Below are 15,186 nucleotides of genomic sequence, written 5' to 3' on the forward strand. Positions count from 1 at the left end.
CGGCTGCCGCTGAGGCTGGCGTGGAAGACTTCGATGCCGTGGCGGTCGGTGCCGCGAGCCTCCTCGGACTGCTCCCCGACGTCGCACCCTTTCACCAGTCGCTTGCGGCACGGCTGCGCACGAAGGTGACCGTTGCAGCGTCGGACATGGTCACGTCGCACGCCGGTGCACTCGGTTTCCAGCCCGGTGCGGTGCTTGCGGCTGGAACGGGAGCCGTGGCACTCGGCACTGACTTCAGGGACAACTGGCATCGTGTGGACGGATGGGGACACATACTGGGCGACGACGGCGGCGGAGCCTGGATTGGTGCACGCGGACTCAAGCTCGCCCTCAGGTCCATCGACGGCAGGGTGGGTGGGTCAGTTCCGCTGCAGCAGGGTCTCATCAGTCTTTTCGGTTCGAAGGAAGCGTTGATCCAGGACGTGTACACCCGCTCCGACAGGGCTGGCCTGCTCGCCTCATTTGTCCCGGTCATGGCCTCCCACGGTGAAGAGCCAGATGTGCGGCGCATCTTTGAGGCGGCTGGTGCTGCACTTGCAGACACTGCCGCCGCGGCGCTGCCCTCACCGTTGCCTCCCCGGTTGGCACTGGTGGGCGGACTGTTCAACGCGACACCCCTGATCCGAAAGTACCTGCTGGTCCGCCTGACCGAAGTACGGCCCGACGTTGCCGTCTGTGATCCCGAAGGGACGTCGCTCGATGGTGCCCTGCAGCTGGCCTTGCGCGCTGCACGCGGCGAGGTTCGAGACACCCCACCGTATGTGACTGTTCGACGGCACTGATTGTTCGACAGCACTGACTGAAACTGTCATTCCTGAAGCTGGAACGGTCATTCCTGAAGGGGGTCATCCGGCAACCGCCAGTGAACCAGCTGCGCGCCCATGGCGACCGCATTTCATCCGGAGCACGCTGCAACACGTTCACGCAGACCTCCCGGTGACCGGCAGACCAGGTCCGTTCCGGTGGTAGTGGTTTTGCCGCGGCGCCTGTGCCGGGTCGATATAGCGGGGCGGGATGAACCACGGCCTGCCGTTAATTGTTTGGATTCGCCAGTCACCCTGATGAATCAGATGATGGTGGCGGGTGCAGAGCAAACAGCCGTTGTCGCAACTGGTGGCGCCCCCGTGTTCCCAAGGATTGATGTGATGTGCTTCGCACCAGGATGCCGGGATGGTGCAGTCCGGAAAGGTGCATCCGCCGTCACGGGCAACGAGACCCTTGCGCATGAACGGGGTGAAGAGCCGCGCTGCGCGGCCAATATCGAGAATCTGGCCGGCCCCGCCAAGCACCACCGGGATAATATCTGCGTCACAGGCCAGCTGGCGAATGCTGCGTGCGCTGAGCGGTCCGGTGAACACAGCGTGGCCCGCCCGTCCAAGATCGCTCACGAGATCCTCGTGATTGATCGTCACCATCACCTGGGGCCGGTGTCCTCCGGTGGCGGGAAGATTGTTGGCACTGAGAGCGATCCGGCAGGCACCCACGAGTCCATCCAGCATCAGCTGTTCCCGGGTCGGATTGTCCGGGGCTGTCGCTGAACCAGGCGAACCAGGCGATCCAGCCGGTGCGTCGATATGGAGGCGCGGGTTAGTCGCCGTGTTCATGACGGTGACGAGCTGTTCGAACTGCCCGTCGGTCGCCGAGATTTCGATGTAGTGCAGGCCGGCGCGCTTGCCTCGGAGGAAGACTCCCTGGTGCATCTTGAGTACCTCCTCGGTGGGTTCCAGCCCATCGGGATCGAGCAGATCCTCCCACCGTCGGGTGAGTACCCGCAGCATGTCCAGGTCCGACTCGGTGGCCTGCAGGGTCAGGCCCGCCTCCATGGACTTGAGATCTTCTGGAGTGGCCAGGGGGCGGGTGCGTTCAACTGCACCGGAGATCATGCTGGCCGCCCTACCGCTGATCTCGGACCGGGAAACTGCAGCGGAAAGGTTCTCCAGTGGCGGAGTGGAAAGCTGCCCGTTGATCTGTACTGATGGCAATAGCAGCGCGCCCAGACGAATCCGGCGGCGCGCCTCGCTGCGACTGATCCTGAGCCGGCATCGAAGATAATCCGCATTGTCCCGGAATTCCGTGCCTTGACGCGCGGCGCCGTCGTCGTAGGCCTTAGAAGGGCGAGCAAGCGAAAGGTTCTGGTCCCTCTCACCGACCCGCGAAACGTTTTGCTGCTCGACTGCGTGCGCGCCGATCAGTTGCAACTGCTCTACGGTGCGTGAAATGTTCTCAATTGCGGCAACGTCATCCGCCAGGGATTGCGTTGACTGCACCAGACTCCCGGCACGGAACCAGTCGGCAAATGCAGCCAAGTCAGTACGAACGGATGCCAATAGCCCCGAATCCGTCTGCTCGTCTACCGTGATTGCCATACCACAACGCTATCGAATACTTGTTCGATAGAAAAACGAATTCGGCCAATGTGGAGGACGGGTCAACCAAACGTTATCCACAGCCACCAACCCGCGCATGGACCAAGCCCCGCTTATCCCACCCTTAGACTGGACTCAGAAACCACACCATCACATATCCAGGAGAAACATGCCCGAGATCAACCGTGAGGACGTTGCGCATCTGGCGCGGCTGGCCCACATTGATATGAGCACCGAGGAGCTGGACCGGATGGCCGGAGAACTGGCAGTCATCGTTGATTCGATCAAGACCGTCAGCGAGGCCGCCGGCGACGACGTCCCGGCCACCAGCCACCCCATCCCGTTGAGCAATGTGTACCGCGAGGATGTTGTCGGGGAAACCCTCACCAACGAAGAAGCGCTTTCCGGCGCACCGGACAACGCGGACGGACGCTTCAAAGTCCCCGCAATCCTGGACGGGGAATAAACCATGGCCGAACTGATCAGACTCAGCGCCGCAGTCCTCGCCGAGAAGCTTGCAGCTGGAGAAGTATCCGCCGTCGAAGCCACCCAGGCGCACCTCGACAGGATCGAAGAGGTGGACGGTGCCATCAACGCGTTCCTCCACGTCAATACCGCAGAAGCGCTGCTGGTGGCGGCTGACGTGGATAAGACGCGATCCACAGGTGACGCGCTGCACCCACTTGCCGGCGTTCCCATTGCCGTGAAGGACCTTATCGTCACCAAGGGTCAGCCCACTACGGCTGGCTCGAAGATCCTGGAGGGCTGGCATAGCCCCTATGATGCAACCGTCGTCAGCAGGCTCCGCGCAGCGAAAATGCCCATTCTTGGCAAGACCAACCTCGACGAATTCGCGATGGGTTCGTCCACCGAACATTCGGCGTACGGGCCCACCCGCAACCCCTGGGATCTTGATCGTGTTCCAGGCGGTTCGGGCGGTGGCTCTGCTGCCGCCGTCGCCGCGTTCGAAGCTCCGCTGGCGCTCGGAACGGACACCGGCGGCTCCATCCGTCAACCAGGCGCGGTCACCGGAACCGTGGGGGTAAAGCCCACCTATGGCGGGGTCTCGCGCTACGGTGCCATCGCGATGGCCTCTTCCCTGGATCAGATTGGTCCCGTGTCCCGCACGGTTTTGGACGCTGCGCTGCTGCACGAAATCATTGGCGGTCACGATCCACACGATTCCACCTCGCTCACCGATCCCGTTGGAGCGCTTGTCGAAGCCGCCCGGAACGGCGATGTCGAGGGCATGAAAATCGGCATCATTAAGGAACTCCACGGCGAGGGCTATCAGGCCGGTGTCGAGCACCGTTTCAACGAAGCGCTGGACCTCTTGCGCACTGCCGGTGCAGAGATCGTCGAGGTCTCCTGCCCCAACTTCAAGTACGCCCTGGGAGCCTATTACCTGATCATGCCGTCCGAGGCATCGTCCAACCTTGCCAAGTACGACGGCGTGCGGTTCGGGCTGCGGGTAGTGCCCGACGGCGCGCCCACCATCGAGCGCGTCATGGGCGCCACCCGCGCAGCAGGCTTTGGTGATGAGGTGAAGCGACGCATCATCCTCGGAACCTACGCGCTCAGCGCCGGTTATTACGACGCCTACTACGGTTCCGCACAGAAGGTCCGCACGCTCATCCAGCGCGACTTCGACGCCGCATTCGGCCAGGCGGACGTGTTGATCTCGCCCACCACGCCGACGACGGCGTTCAAGCTGGGGGAGAAGCTGGACGATCCGCTGGCCATGTACCTGAACGACGTTGCCACCATCCCGGCCAACATGGCGGGAATCCCCGGTATTTCCATTCCGGGCGGATTGGCCGACGGTCTGCCGGTGGGTATCCAGTTCCTCGCGCCGGCACGACAGGACGCCAGGCTGTACCGTGCGGGTGCGGCATTGGAATCTTTGCTGGAAGGCCAATGGGGCGGACCTTTGTTGGCGCAGGCGCCCGAAATCGTTGGAGTGAAGTAGATGAGCGTAAATACCGCAGAGATCCTGTCCTTCGATGAGGCCATGGAGAAATACGATCCGGTACTGGGTTTTGAAGTCCACGTTGAGCTCAACACCCGGACCAAGATGTTCTCCTCAGCGCCCAATGCCTTCGGAGACACACCCAACACCAACGTGACACCGGTGGACCTTGGGCTGCCGGGTGTGCTGCCGGTGATCAACCGGATAGCTGTGGAATCCTCGATCAAAATCGGTCTGGCACTGGGCTGTAAAATCGCCGAGAAATGCTACTTTGCACGCAAGAACTACTTCTACCCGGATACGCCCAAAAACTTCCAGACCTCGCAGTATGAAGATCCCATCGCGTACGACGGATCCATTGACATTGAACTTGCCGACGGCACCGTATTCACCGTGGAGATCGAGCGCGCACACATGGAGGAGGACGCCGGCAAGCTGACCCACATGGGCGGCGCCACTGGGCGTATCCAGGGCGCCGAATTCTCGCTGGTCGATTACAACCGTGCAGGGGTGCCGCTGGTGGAGATTGTCACCAAGCCCATTGTCGGCGTTGGCTCAAGGGCTCCGGAACTGGCCAAGGCCTACGTCGCGGCGATCCGCGAGATCGTGAAGAACCTTGGCGTCTCCGATGCCCGGATGGAACGCGGCAACGTTCGCTGTGACGCCAACGTCTCCCTCAAGCCCAAGGGACAGGAGAAATTCGGCACGCGCACCGAAACCAAGAACGTGAACTCGCTGCGCGCCGTCGAGCACGCAGTCCGGTACGAAATCCAGCGTCACGCAGCCGTGCTGGACTCCGGGACAGCGATCATCCAGGAGACCCGCCACTGGCATGAGGACACCCGGTCCACCACGTCCGGCAGGCCAAAATCCGACGCCGACGACTACCGCTACTTCCCGGAGCCCGACCTCGTACCCGTGGTCACCAACGAGGCCTGGATCGAGAAGCTCCGGTCCGAACTTCCCGAGCCGCCGGCTGAGCGCCGCAAGCGTCTACAACAAGACTGGGGCTACTCGGACGCCGAGTTCCGCGACGTGGTCAACGCCGGCGTGATGACATCGATCGAGGACACGATCGCGGCTGGCATCAAGCCTGCCACTGCCCGAAAGTGGTGGATGGGCGAAATCTCGCGCCGAGCCAAGGTTGCCGACGTCGAGCCGGCCGAGCTTGGAGTCACGCCGGAGCTGATCGTCGAACTTCAGGGCCTGATCGAATCCGGCAAGATCAATGACAAGCTGTCCCGTGACGTGCTCGACGGCGTCCTCGCCGGAGAAGGCACGCCCACCGAGGTGGTGGAAAAGCGCGGCCTGGCGGTGGTGTCCGACGACGGCGCCCTGCTGGAAGCGATCGACGGCGCCCTGGCGGCGCAACCGGATGTTGCGGACAAGATCCGCGGCGGCAAGGTGCAGGCCGTCGGAGCCATTGTGGGTGGAGTCATGAAGGCGACGCGCGGCCAGGCCGACGCCGGCCGGGTGCGCGAGCTGATTCTGGAACGGCTGGGCGTCCAAGGCTAAGCGGTCTGCGTTAGCAACTTTGACATGAACGAGAGCAGTCCGGATTAGGGTGAGCATTATTCCGCTCACTTTCGTCTGGATTGCTCACCCACTGTGAAGGAGCCATGGCAAACACGCCTTCCGCCGAGGTGGACGTTACCGCGGACCTGGTCCGGGAACTGCTGGTTGAACAGCACCCGGATCTGGCGCATCTCCCGCTCACCCCTGAAGCCAACGGTTGGGACAACGCAATTTTCCGGCTGGGAGATGAGCTCGCTGTCCGTCTGCCACGCCGGCAGGCGGCAGCGGAGCTTATCCGCAACGAGCAGCGGTGGCTGGGCGAACTCACACGAGGTGTGAAAACGGTGACGCCGGTTCCGCTGCGAACGGGACTACCGTCGTCGTCGTATCCGTGGTTCTGGAGCATCACGCGTTGGGTGGACGGTGACCTGGCTGCTCACCTGCCGATGGCGGACCGGGCACCCGCGGCCCAGGCGCTGGCCGACTTCCTCCTCGACTTCCAGCAGCCGGCACCCGAGGACGCTCCACGAAACCCGGTTCGCGGAGTTGCGCTCACTACACGCAGCGATGCCGTACTGGCCAGGATCGGCAGCGCGAGACTGTCCACGGAGTTCTCCGATCTGTGGGTTGAACTGCGCGACCAGCCTGTCTGGGAAGGTCAGGCGCTGTGGGTCCATGGTGATCTGCATGCCGCAAACATCGTGCTGGACAGCCAGGGAGCACTGGCAGGAGTCCTTGACTTCGGAGACCTGACGAGCGGTGATCCGGCCACTGACCTGGCCGCCGCCTGGATGATCTTCGACAGGAACGGCCGCCGCTCTTTCATCGATCGAATCCAGAGCAGCCGGTACACCGACACCGCCACCTGGCAGCGTGCCCGGGGCTGGGCGCTGTGCATGGGGTCGGCGATGGCCGCGACCTCCGATGACCACCCCGCCTTCCAGGCACTCGGCCACAGTGTCCTGCGCGAGGTACTCACTGACGACGGGAAATCCGCATGAACTGGACCCACATTTCGCGCGTGCAGACTGAAGGCGACAACCACGTCATGGAAGACGCCTGCGGCTACCGCGGCAATGCTGTGTGGATGATCGACGGCGCCACATCCCTCCTCGACGAACTCGATCTGCCCGGGGAATCCAACCCGTCCTGGTACGCGCAGATCTTGAACCTCGCCCTGGCGGAGTGCGCTGGGGCGGCGGATCCGCGTGAAGTGCTCGCGGCCGCCCTGGCCAAGGTTGACGCGCTGGGCGACCAACTGGTGGGTGCTGAGTCCCAGCGCTTTCCCAGCGCCGCGGTGTCATTGGTCACAGCGGACGGCGACGCACGGCTCCAGGTTCTCAGCCTCGCCGACTGTCATGTGGTCGCTGCCCTCAATGCCGGCGGGGTGCGCCATGTGGGCGAGGCCATCCGCGAACCGTCCGCCACTGTGGACGACTTAAGAACTGCACGGCTGCAGCGAAATACGCCGGGCGGTGTCTGGGTTGCACGGCGGGAACCTGCGGCCGCCTATCAAGCGCGCGTGGTCAACGTGGAGCCCGCCCACACGGTGGCGTTGGCCTCGGACGGCGCCTGGCGCGCGGTTGACCTTGGACTGGTCAGCGGCCCGGAGGAATTTCTCGAAGCAGTGCGCACACCCGTTGGTGCACAGGAATTGATGCTGACGCTGCGCAGTACCCAGGATGAAATCGGTGAGTCAGCTGACGACGCCTCCGTGCTGTGCGTGATGGTGGACTAAAGCGGTGATGGTGGACTAAAGCACCAGGTAGCCGCAGGTTCCGAGCACCGGTGTGCCGGAATCGTATCTGTCCAATATTGCCCGCTGCACCGACGACGTCCGCGGCAGTCCCGCAATCCGTGAGACGTCGCGGGTGCGAAAAACGAAGTAGAGCGCGTCGGCTGGGTTCATTTGGGATTCTCCGAAGAGCGTGAATCGCTGGGCAAACCGCGCCACGTTTGAGGCGTCCGGAAGGTCTGCCGCCAGTCCTGGATCCAGCATCCACGAAACGCAGGTGGCGTGCTGGACGTTGTACTGCGGGAAGTGCGTGCCGAAGAAGGTCTTTGCCAAGGCAAGTGAGTGGTCAACACCGGATTCATCGAGTGGCTTTCCAGTCTCGGGAATGTGGATTCCCAGCACAAAGTCGCCTCCGGCCTGAATCGGCAGGGGCGTTTCCGGCCTGTACAGCATGAATTGAAGGCGTCCGAGCTGGAACATGGTTCCCTGCGCGTGCATGGCGAGCCAGCGCCAGGTTTCCAGGCCGAAGGCGCCGTGGACCCGGCGGTGGAGCGCTATGTGGCGACCCCAGTCGGCAAAGGAGTCCCGGATTACCGCTTCTGAGACGCCAAGCTCCCGGTGATGGTCCAGCACCTCGGGTGCAAACCGCAACAGGGCTTCGGTCCACGTCGTCTCCGAGTACTCCGGCAACTGTGGCTTTTCGTCCATGCTGCCCAGGCGCTGTCGGAGGGATACCAAGGCGTGGACTGCGTCCCGCGACGGTGCACCGGCGATGAGTCCCATGGCCGGAGCCACATCGCTGTCGCGGACATCAAGGAGTTCCAGGATTTCCGGGGCGGTCATGGTGGCGGGCATCGGCGGCCTTTCGTGAGGTTGGTGTTATCGTATCGCGCCAGCAATCGCTGACGTAGCGTGATCATAACAATCTCTTTTCGATCATCTTGTTGCATATTGTGAGAAGTCTCACTATGGTGGTGTTATTCGGTTAACTTGTTAATCGGTTAACAGCAGGAAGCGGGAACGATGAGCGATCAGGCAATCACCGCCAGGCGTCCCACCATGCGCATGGTGGCCGACGCCGCAGGTGTCTCCGCCGCCACGGTCTCCTACGTGCTGTCCGGCCGAACCTCGGCGGGGGAGGGGAAAAGCGGTATCAGCGACACCACCACCCGTCGGATCCTCCAGGCAGCCGAGACGCTCAACTACTCTCCGAATCAGGCCGCCCGCTCCATCAGGACAGGCAAGACCAACCTGGTGCTGCTTTCCCTCACGATGCTCTCGGACCCGTGGGCGCAGGCGGTCAGCACTGCGGCCAGTGCGGAGGTCGCCAAGGATGGACGCACTGCCATGATCCTCGCGGACGGTGACTGGGCGGTAGTGCTGCAAAAGCAGACACCCGATGTGGCTTTTATCGACGCCGCCGACGCAACGCACGCTGCCCAGCTCAAGACATTGGCGTCGTCGGGCATGAATCTCGTGGTGATGAGCGACACGCTGGAACCGGACGGGTTCGACGTCGTCAGGTCGCCCGCCGTACCGGGGTGCCGGAAGGCAATGGAGCACCTCTTGGAAACGCACACGGACATCGCGTGCCTCGCAACAAGCTCGGCAAAAAGTCATCCGGTGCCTTCCCGCTATTCCGTCTACCTCGACGCCATGGCGGAGGCTGGCCTTGACGTGCCGGAGGGCCGGGTTGGATTCGCGGAACTTCATCCGGCAGCCGCCTATGATGCCGCTCTGCGCCTGCTGTCCGGGCCAACCCCGCCCAGCGCTATCTACGCCGTTACTGATTTTGCTGCGCTGAGCGCAATCAACGCCGCCCACCAGCTGCACCTCAGGATTCCGGAGGACATCGCAATCATCGGTGCCGGAAACACCCCCGACGGCGAACTCGCCCACCCGGCGCTGTCCACCGTTGGCCCGGCGGATGCCTACGGGGAAATAGCATGTCTGCTTCGCTCGCGCGCAGCGGAAAAAGAACGCTCCGCTGACAGGGTCATCACCCTCGAGTGGGAGCTTTTTGTTCGTGGATCATCGCACACCACAACCTGACCAACACCCAAGACAAGACAAGACAAGACAAGACAAGAAGAGGAACACTATGAAGAAGACAATGGGCATCGTCGCCCTGTCGACCGCCGCACTCCTGACTCTCAGCGCCTGCGGAGGCGGGGCATCAGGAGGCGGATCGGAGGGTGACGCCGAATCAGCCGAGCTCACCTACGCCATCTGGGACAAGGCACAGGCACCCGTGGTCGAAGAGCTCGTCGCAGACTTCACCGCGGAAAACCCCGGTATCACGGTCAATGTCGAAGTGACTCCGTACAACCAGTACTTCACCAAGCTGCAGACCCAGGCCTCCTCCGGGACGGCGCCGGACATTTTCTGGATGAACGGACCCAATTTTCAGCTGTATGCGTCCAACGGCCAACTCACTCCGTTGGACGAGCTGCCCAACGCTGCGGACATTGATCCGGCCAACTACCCGCAGGCACTCAATGACCTCTACACCTTCGAAGGATCCCGCTACGGGGTACCCAAGGATTTCGACACCGTGGGGTTTTGGTACAACAAGGCAATCTTTGACCAGGCTGGCATGGACTACCCCACGGAAGACTGGACCGGGGAGGAATTCACCACCACGGCCAAGGCCATCAGCGACACGCTCGGCGACGAGGGTATCTTCGGAACCGCGTGGGATACCGATGGCCAGGCCTCCTGGTACAACACGGTGCCGCAGGCCGGCGGCTGGGTCATCTCCGAAGACAGCACCACCTCCGGCTATGACGATCCGAAAACCATCGAAGGCCTCGACTTCATTGCGCAGACCATGGCCAACGGATCCTCGCCCACCATCGAACAGCTCACCGATACAGCGGGAAGCCAATGGTTCGCCTCCGGTAAAGCGGCAATGATGTACTCGCCCTCCTACATGGTTCCCGCCTTCATGGACAGCGAGTTCAAGGACCAGATCGACGTCGCGCCTCTTCCCGAGGGCGAGCAGGCCGCGAACGTCACCCACGGCCTTGCCAACGTGGTCTCCGCCGACAGTGAGAACAAGGCGGCAGCGTCCAGGTTCCTGGCTTTCCTGGGATCCGAGGAAGCAGCGCAGGCCTGGGCCGAATCCGGTGCTGTGATTCCCGCCTTCAACGGCTCGCAGGACGCGTGGACCGAGTCCAACCCCCAGTGGAACCTTCAGGTATTCCTCGACGCCGCCGAATACTCCGTCTCCTACCCCATCTCGAAAAACACCGCAGAATGGAATGCACTGGAGACAGAGATCCTCTCCGGCCTGTGGGCCGGTAACAAGACCGCTGAGGAAGCAGGCGCTGAACTTGCGGCGGCGATGAATGAATCACTGAGCAAGGAATAATCTGATGGCCCTGTCCCAGATCAACCGCACGTCATCCCGGGGCCGGACGGCCTTTCCGTCCGGCCCCGGGGGCGGGCTCCGCCGTGGCAGATCAAAGAACGACGGCGTTGCCCCCTGGCTGTTCATCCTCCCCACATTCCTGGGGATTGGAATCTTCTTCCTCTGGCCCATGGCGCAGTCGGTCTACTTCAGCTTCACTGAGTGGGGCGCTTTCGGTGGAAACACCTGGACGGGGCTGGAGAACTACCGACGCCTTGTCTCGGATGCCGACGTCCTCGGCGCACTGATGAACACCGTAGTCTACGCAGGGGTGTCGCTGCTGTCCATCCCGGTGGCAATCTACCTGGCAGGGCTCATCAACCGACCGGGCCTGCGGTTCAAGGGACTCTTTCGCACACTCTATTTCCTGCCGGTGATCACCATGCCGGCGGCAGTATCCATTGTGTGGCGGATCATGTACAACGGCGATTTCGGTATCATCAACTACCTCCTTTCCACGGTCGGGATCCAGGGGCCGTACTGGCTGGCCACACCGGGAGTGGCGATCATCGCCGTCGCACTGGTGGGGATCTGGACCTCGCTCGGAATGAACATGATCATCCTGGGCGCAGGGCTGCAAGGGATTCCAACGGAAATCTACGAGGCAGCGGAACTGGACGGTGCAAGTCCCTGGAGACAGTTCCGCGCGATTACCGTGCCGCTGCTCACGCCCAGCATCTTCTTTGTCACCGTCATGACGGTGATTGGCAGCTTCAAGGTCTTCGACCTGCTGTTTGTGATGCTCGGTGCGGGAAACCCGGTCACCCAGGCTTCCCAGACCCTGGTCTACCTGTTCTATGACAAAGCGTTCATCGCCAACGACAAGGGATATGCGGCCGCTATCGGCCTGTTGCTTCTCGTCCTGATCGCGCTGGTGACCTTCCTCCAGTTCCGGCTCCAGAAGAAGTGGGTGACGTATGCCTAGCACCACGGTGACACTACACAACGGACGACGGCGGTACGCCTCCAATGCGGGCGCCTACGTGGTACTCGGGGTCGGCGGACTGGTGATGGTATTCCCCTTCATCTACCAGCTCATGGCCTCGTTGATGACCAACAGCGAGGTGCTCTCCATTCCTCCGCAGTGGATTCCCTCTGCCTTCCGCCTGGAGAACTATGTTGCGGTCTTCACCTCGATCCCGTTCGCCGAGCAGATGTCCAATACCGTGCAGTTCAGTCTGATCCGCACCACAGCGCAGGTGGCATTTTCCGCGCTCGCAGGCTACGCGTTTGCCCGGATGCGGTTCAAGGGAAGCGGCATTCTGTTCGGCATTCTGTTGTCCATCCTCATGGTTCCCAGTGAACTCCTGCTTATTTCGCAGTACCAGATTGTGAACAACCTGGGCTGGCTGAACTCGATGCCGGGCCTGGTGGCGCCGGGCCTGGTCAGCGCTTTCGGAACTTTCATGATGCGCCAGTTCTTCCGTGGCCTTCCGAATGAACTTGAGGAGGCTGCACGGATCGACGGTGCGGGACCCTTCCGGATCTTCTGGCAGGTCATGCTCCCGCTCGCCAAACCAGGTCTCGGCGCACTGGCGATCATTACGCTCATCGACTGCTGGGGCGCTCTGCTCTGGCCGCTGATTGTCACCACAGCCCAGGACCAGATGCCCGTATCGGTGGGATTGGCCACCTTCCAGGGCGAGCACGGCGTGGAATATCCGTCCATGATGGCGGCATCACTGATGGCCATGCTTCCCATCATCATCCTATTTATCGTCATGCAGCGCCGGGTCATTGAGGGCCTGGCCCATGCCGGACTGAAAGGCTGAACCATGACTCATCATCCGCAGAAAGCTGGTAGTACAACGTGACCGATCTCAAAGTAGGAATTGTAGGTTTCGGTATCCGGGCGGGGCTCTGGCGCCATGCCCACAATCCCGGACAAGGCTCGGTTGTTACCGCCGTGTGTGACGTGAGCGAGCGGGGCCGGTCCGCAGCGCGTTCCGTTCTCCCTGATGCCCTCGTGACAGCAAACCTGGACGAACTGCTGGGTGCCGGCCTCGACGCTGTGCTCGTTACCACGCCGGATAACCAGCATGCCGCCGTCGCCGTCCAGACCTTGAGGGCCGGCATCCCGACGTTCTGTGAGAAGCCGCTCGATGTGACGCTGGAGGCAGCCGATTCGATTCTCCAGACAGCTTTTGAGAACGGTACCCGTGTGTATGTGGGCCACAACATGCGCCACATGCCCGTGGTCACGCAGATGCGCGACCTCATTGCCCGTGGTTTGATCGGCGAGGTCAAGGCCATCTGGTGCCGCCACTTTGTGGGCAACGGCGGCGACTTCTACTTCAAAGACTGGCACGCCGAACGGAAACACACCACCGGCATGCTGCTCCAAAAGGGCGCCCACGACATTGACGTGATCCACTGGCTGGCCGGCGGCTACACCAGCCGCGTGTCGGCGATGGGCAGGCTTGCCGTCTATGGCCAGGTGACCAGCCGCCGCGATAACTCCGACCGGACTATGTGGGACACCTTCTCGGCCGACAACTGGCCGCCGCTCGCCCAGACGGATCTGAATCCGGTCATCGACATCGAGGATATTTCCATGATGCAGATGGAGCTGGACAACGGTGTGCTCGCCTCCTACCAGCAGTGTCACTTCACACCCGACTACTGGCGGAACTACACCGTCATCGGCACAGCCGGCCGGCTGGAGAACTTCGGCGATGGGCCGGGGGAGACCATCAAGGTCTGGAATACCCGCAGTACCGGTGGCTACGCCGTGCCGGATCTAACGGTCGAAATCCAGGACGGCGACGGCGGACACGGCGGGGCCGATCCGCTGATGATTGCCGAGTTCCTCAACTTCGCCGTCCGCGGCGGGGAGACGGCCACCAGCCCGGTGGCCGCACGGCAGGCCGTGGCCGCTGGCATCCTCGCCACTGAGTCATTAAGGAACGACGGCGGCGCACGCGCCGTTCCAGCGCTCGACCCGGCACTGGTCCACTACTTCATCGCCGGACAACCGGCCCGGGCGGAGAGCTCACGGCTGGCTTCCAGTTGAACTTTCAGGGCTGAGCGTGCCGCTGATACGCTGACCACGGCTGTCATCGCAGCACAAGCATCTTCGCAGTAGATGGCGCACAACGCCGCTGCTGTCCGTTGCACGGAAGGATCTTTGAGTGAAGGCGCTCTATAAATCCGGGGCACATCCCGGCTTCGAACTGGTGGACCGGCCGGAGCCCGTGCCGGGTCTCGGCGAAGTCAAGGTCAGGGTCATGACCACGGGTATCTGCGGCACCGACCTTCACATTGAGTCCTGGGACTCGTGGGCACAGGGGATCATTGAGACGCCGCTGATCCCGGGTCATGAGTTCTACGGCGAAGTAGTCGGGCTGGGGGACGGCGTCCATGACGTTCGGGTGGGGGACCGGGTGTCCGGGGAAGGCCACATTGTCTGCGGGATCTGCCGCAACTGCCGCGCCGGCCGCCGCCAGATGTGCATCCGGACTGTCAGCGTTGGTGTGCAGAGAGACGGCGCATTCGCTGAGTATGTGGTGATTCCGGAAACCAATGTCTGGGTGCACCATGCGGGAATCACGCCTGAACTGGGTGCAATTTTTGACCCCTTCGGCAACGCCGTCCACACTACGCTGAGCTTCCCCCTGGTGGGGGAGGACGTCCTCATCACGGGGGCCGGACCAATCGGCCTCATGGCAATCGCCGTCGCGCGTCATGCCGGCGCCCGGAATATCGCCATTACGGATGTGTCCCAGCCGCGGCTGGACCTGGCCCGCGCCGTCGGGGCGGATCTTGCCATTGACGTGAGCAGGATGCGCATCGACGAGGCACAACGCCAGTTGGGGATGCGGGAGGGGTTTGACATCGGTTTGGAAATGTCCGGCCATCCCTCGGCACTGCCGGAGATGATCGACAACATGAACCATGGTGGCAGAATTGCGATGCTCGGACTGCCCTCGCAGGACATCACGATCGACTGGGGCAAAGTGGTCACCCATATGCTTACGCTCAAGGGCATCTACGGCCGGGAGATGTTTGAAACCTGGTATGCGATGAGTGCCATGCTGCAGTCAAACGCCAATCTTCACGCAGCGGTGTCCTCGGTGGTCACCGACCAGCTTCCCGCCGCCGAATGGCAAAAGGGCTTTGACATTGCCCGCAACGGAGTCAGTGGCAAAGTGGTACTTGACTGGACCGGATTCTCAGGACACTAAGGAGT

The 15,186-nt window shown here is 62.3% G+C and carries 14 protein-coding genes; 12 read left to right on the forward strand and 2 right to left on the reverse strand.

Features of this window, described 5'->3' with window-relative positions:
• A partial coding sequence (locus Y708_RS27160; RefSeq protein WP_162150514.1) for an N-acetylglucosamine kinase occupies positions 1-782 on the forward strand: 782 nt, incomplete at its 5' end.
• 138 nt (positions 783-920) lie between these two features.
• Here Y708_RS27160 and Y708_RS27165 read toward each other — a convergent pair.
• On the reverse strand, positions 921-2,366 hold the full coding sequence (locus Y708_RS27165; protein WP_081747118.1) for an HNH endonuclease signature motif containing protein: 1,446 nt from the start codon (positions 2,364-2,366) through the stop codon (positions 921-923).
• Positions 2,367-2,535: 169 nt separating this feature from the next.
• Between Y708_RS27165 and gatC the strand changes: the two genes are divergently transcribed.
• From gatC to Y708_RS27820, 5 genes are all read left to right on the forward strand, one after another.
• A complete protein-coding gene (gatC, locus tag Y708_RS0121615; RefSeq protein ID WP_028281515.1) occupies positions 2,536-2,832 on the forward strand; it encodes an Asp-tRNA(Asn)/Glu-tRNA(Gln) amidotransferase subunit GatC in 297 nt (98 codons plus the stop codon).
• 3 nt (positions 2,833-2,835) lie between these two features.
• The gene (gene gatA, locus Y708_RS0121620) at positions 2,836-4,335 is read left to right on the forward strand and encodes an Asp-tRNA(Asn)/Glu-tRNA(Gln) amidotransferase subunit GatA (RefSeq protein ID WP_028281516.1); all 1,500 of its coding nucleotides are present in this window, start codon (positions 2,836-2,838) and stop codon (positions 4,333-4,335) included.
• Positions 4,336-5,850 (forward strand): Asp-tRNA(Asn)/Glu-tRNA(Gln) amidotransferase subunit GatB, encoded by a 1,515-nt coding sequence (gatB, locus tag Y708_RS0121625; RefSeq protein ID WP_028281517.1) that lies wholly within the window; start codon positions 4,336-4,338, stop codon positions 5,848-5,850.
• Between the two features lie 104 nt (positions 5,851-5,954).
• On the forward strand, positions 5,955-6,851 hold the full coding sequence (locus Y708_RS0121630; RefSeq protein WP_028281518.1) for an aminoglycoside phosphotransferase family protein: 897 nt from the start codon (positions 5,955-5,957) through the stop codon (positions 6,849-6,851).
• Complete coding sequence (locus Y708_RS27820) at positions 6,848-7,588, forward strand: SpoIIE family protein phosphatase (protein ID WP_028281519.1); 741 nt, start codon at positions 6,848-6,850, stop codon at positions 7,586-7,588. The genes Y708_RS0121630 and Y708_RS27820 overlap by 4 nt, the downstream gene beginning before the upstream one ends.
• 15 nt (positions 7,589-7,603) lie before the next feature.
• Here the strand turns inward: Y708_RS27820 and Y708_RS0121640 are convergent, their stop codons facing one another.
• Entirely contained in the window at positions 7,604-8,428 is an 825-nt protein-coding gene (locus Y708_RS0121640) for an acyltransferase domain-containing protein (RefSeq protein WP_035777251.1), read from the reverse strand.
• A gap of 180 nt (positions 8,429-8,608) precedes the next feature.
• Here Y708_RS0121640 and Y708_RS0121645 point away from each other — a divergent pair, with 180 nt between their 5' ends.
• The 6 genes from Y708_RS0121645 (at position 8,609) to tdh (ending at position 15,181) form a co-directional block, all read left to right on the forward strand.
• Entirely contained in the window at positions 8,609-9,637 is a 1,029-nt protein-coding gene (locus tag Y708_RS0121645) for a LacI family DNA-binding transcriptional regulator (RefSeq protein WP_028281521.1), read from the forward strand.
• 49 nt (positions 9,638-9,686) lie between these two features.
• Positions 9,687-10,958, forward strand: coding sequence for an ABC transporter substrate-binding protein (locus Y708_RS0121650; protein ID WP_028281522.1), 1,272 nt, complete (start codon positions 9,687-9,689; stop codon positions 10,956-10,958).
• Positions 10,959-10,962: 4 nt separating this feature from the next.
• On the forward strand, positions 10,963-11,922 hold the full coding sequence (locus Y708_RS0121655) for a carbohydrate ABC transporter permease (RefSeq protein WP_028281523.1): 960 nt from the start codon (positions 10,963-10,965) through the stop codon (positions 11,920-11,922).
• A complete protein-coding gene (locus Y708_RS0121660) occupies positions 11,915-12,769 on the forward strand; it encodes a carbohydrate ABC transporter permease (protein WP_028281524.1) in 855 nt (284 codons plus the stop codon). Before Y708_RS0121655 ends, Y708_RS0121660 begins: the two co-directional genes overlap by 8 nt.
• A 38-nt stretch (positions 12,770-12,807) precedes the next feature.
• The gene (locus Y708_RS0121665) at positions 12,808-14,010 is read left to right on the forward strand and encodes a Gfo/Idh/MocA family protein (RefSeq protein ID WP_028281525.1); all 1,203 of its coding nucleotides are present in this window, start codon (positions 12,808-12,810) and stop codon (positions 14,008-14,010) included.
• Between the two features lie 118 nt (positions 14,011-14,128).
• Positions 14,129-15,181: an L-threonine 3-dehydrogenase gene (tdh, locus tag Y708_RS0121670; RefSeq protein ID WP_028281526.1), complete on the forward strand. Its 1,053-nt coding sequence runs from the start codon at positions 14,129-14,131 to the stop codon at positions 15,179-15,181.
• Positions 15,182-15,186: the final 5 nt, after the last annotated feature.

Source organism: Arthrobacter sp. H5, from assembly GCF_000520595.1.
Classification (GTDB): Bacteria; Actinomycetota; Actinomycetes; order Actinomycetales; family Micrococcaceae; genus Arthrobacter_D.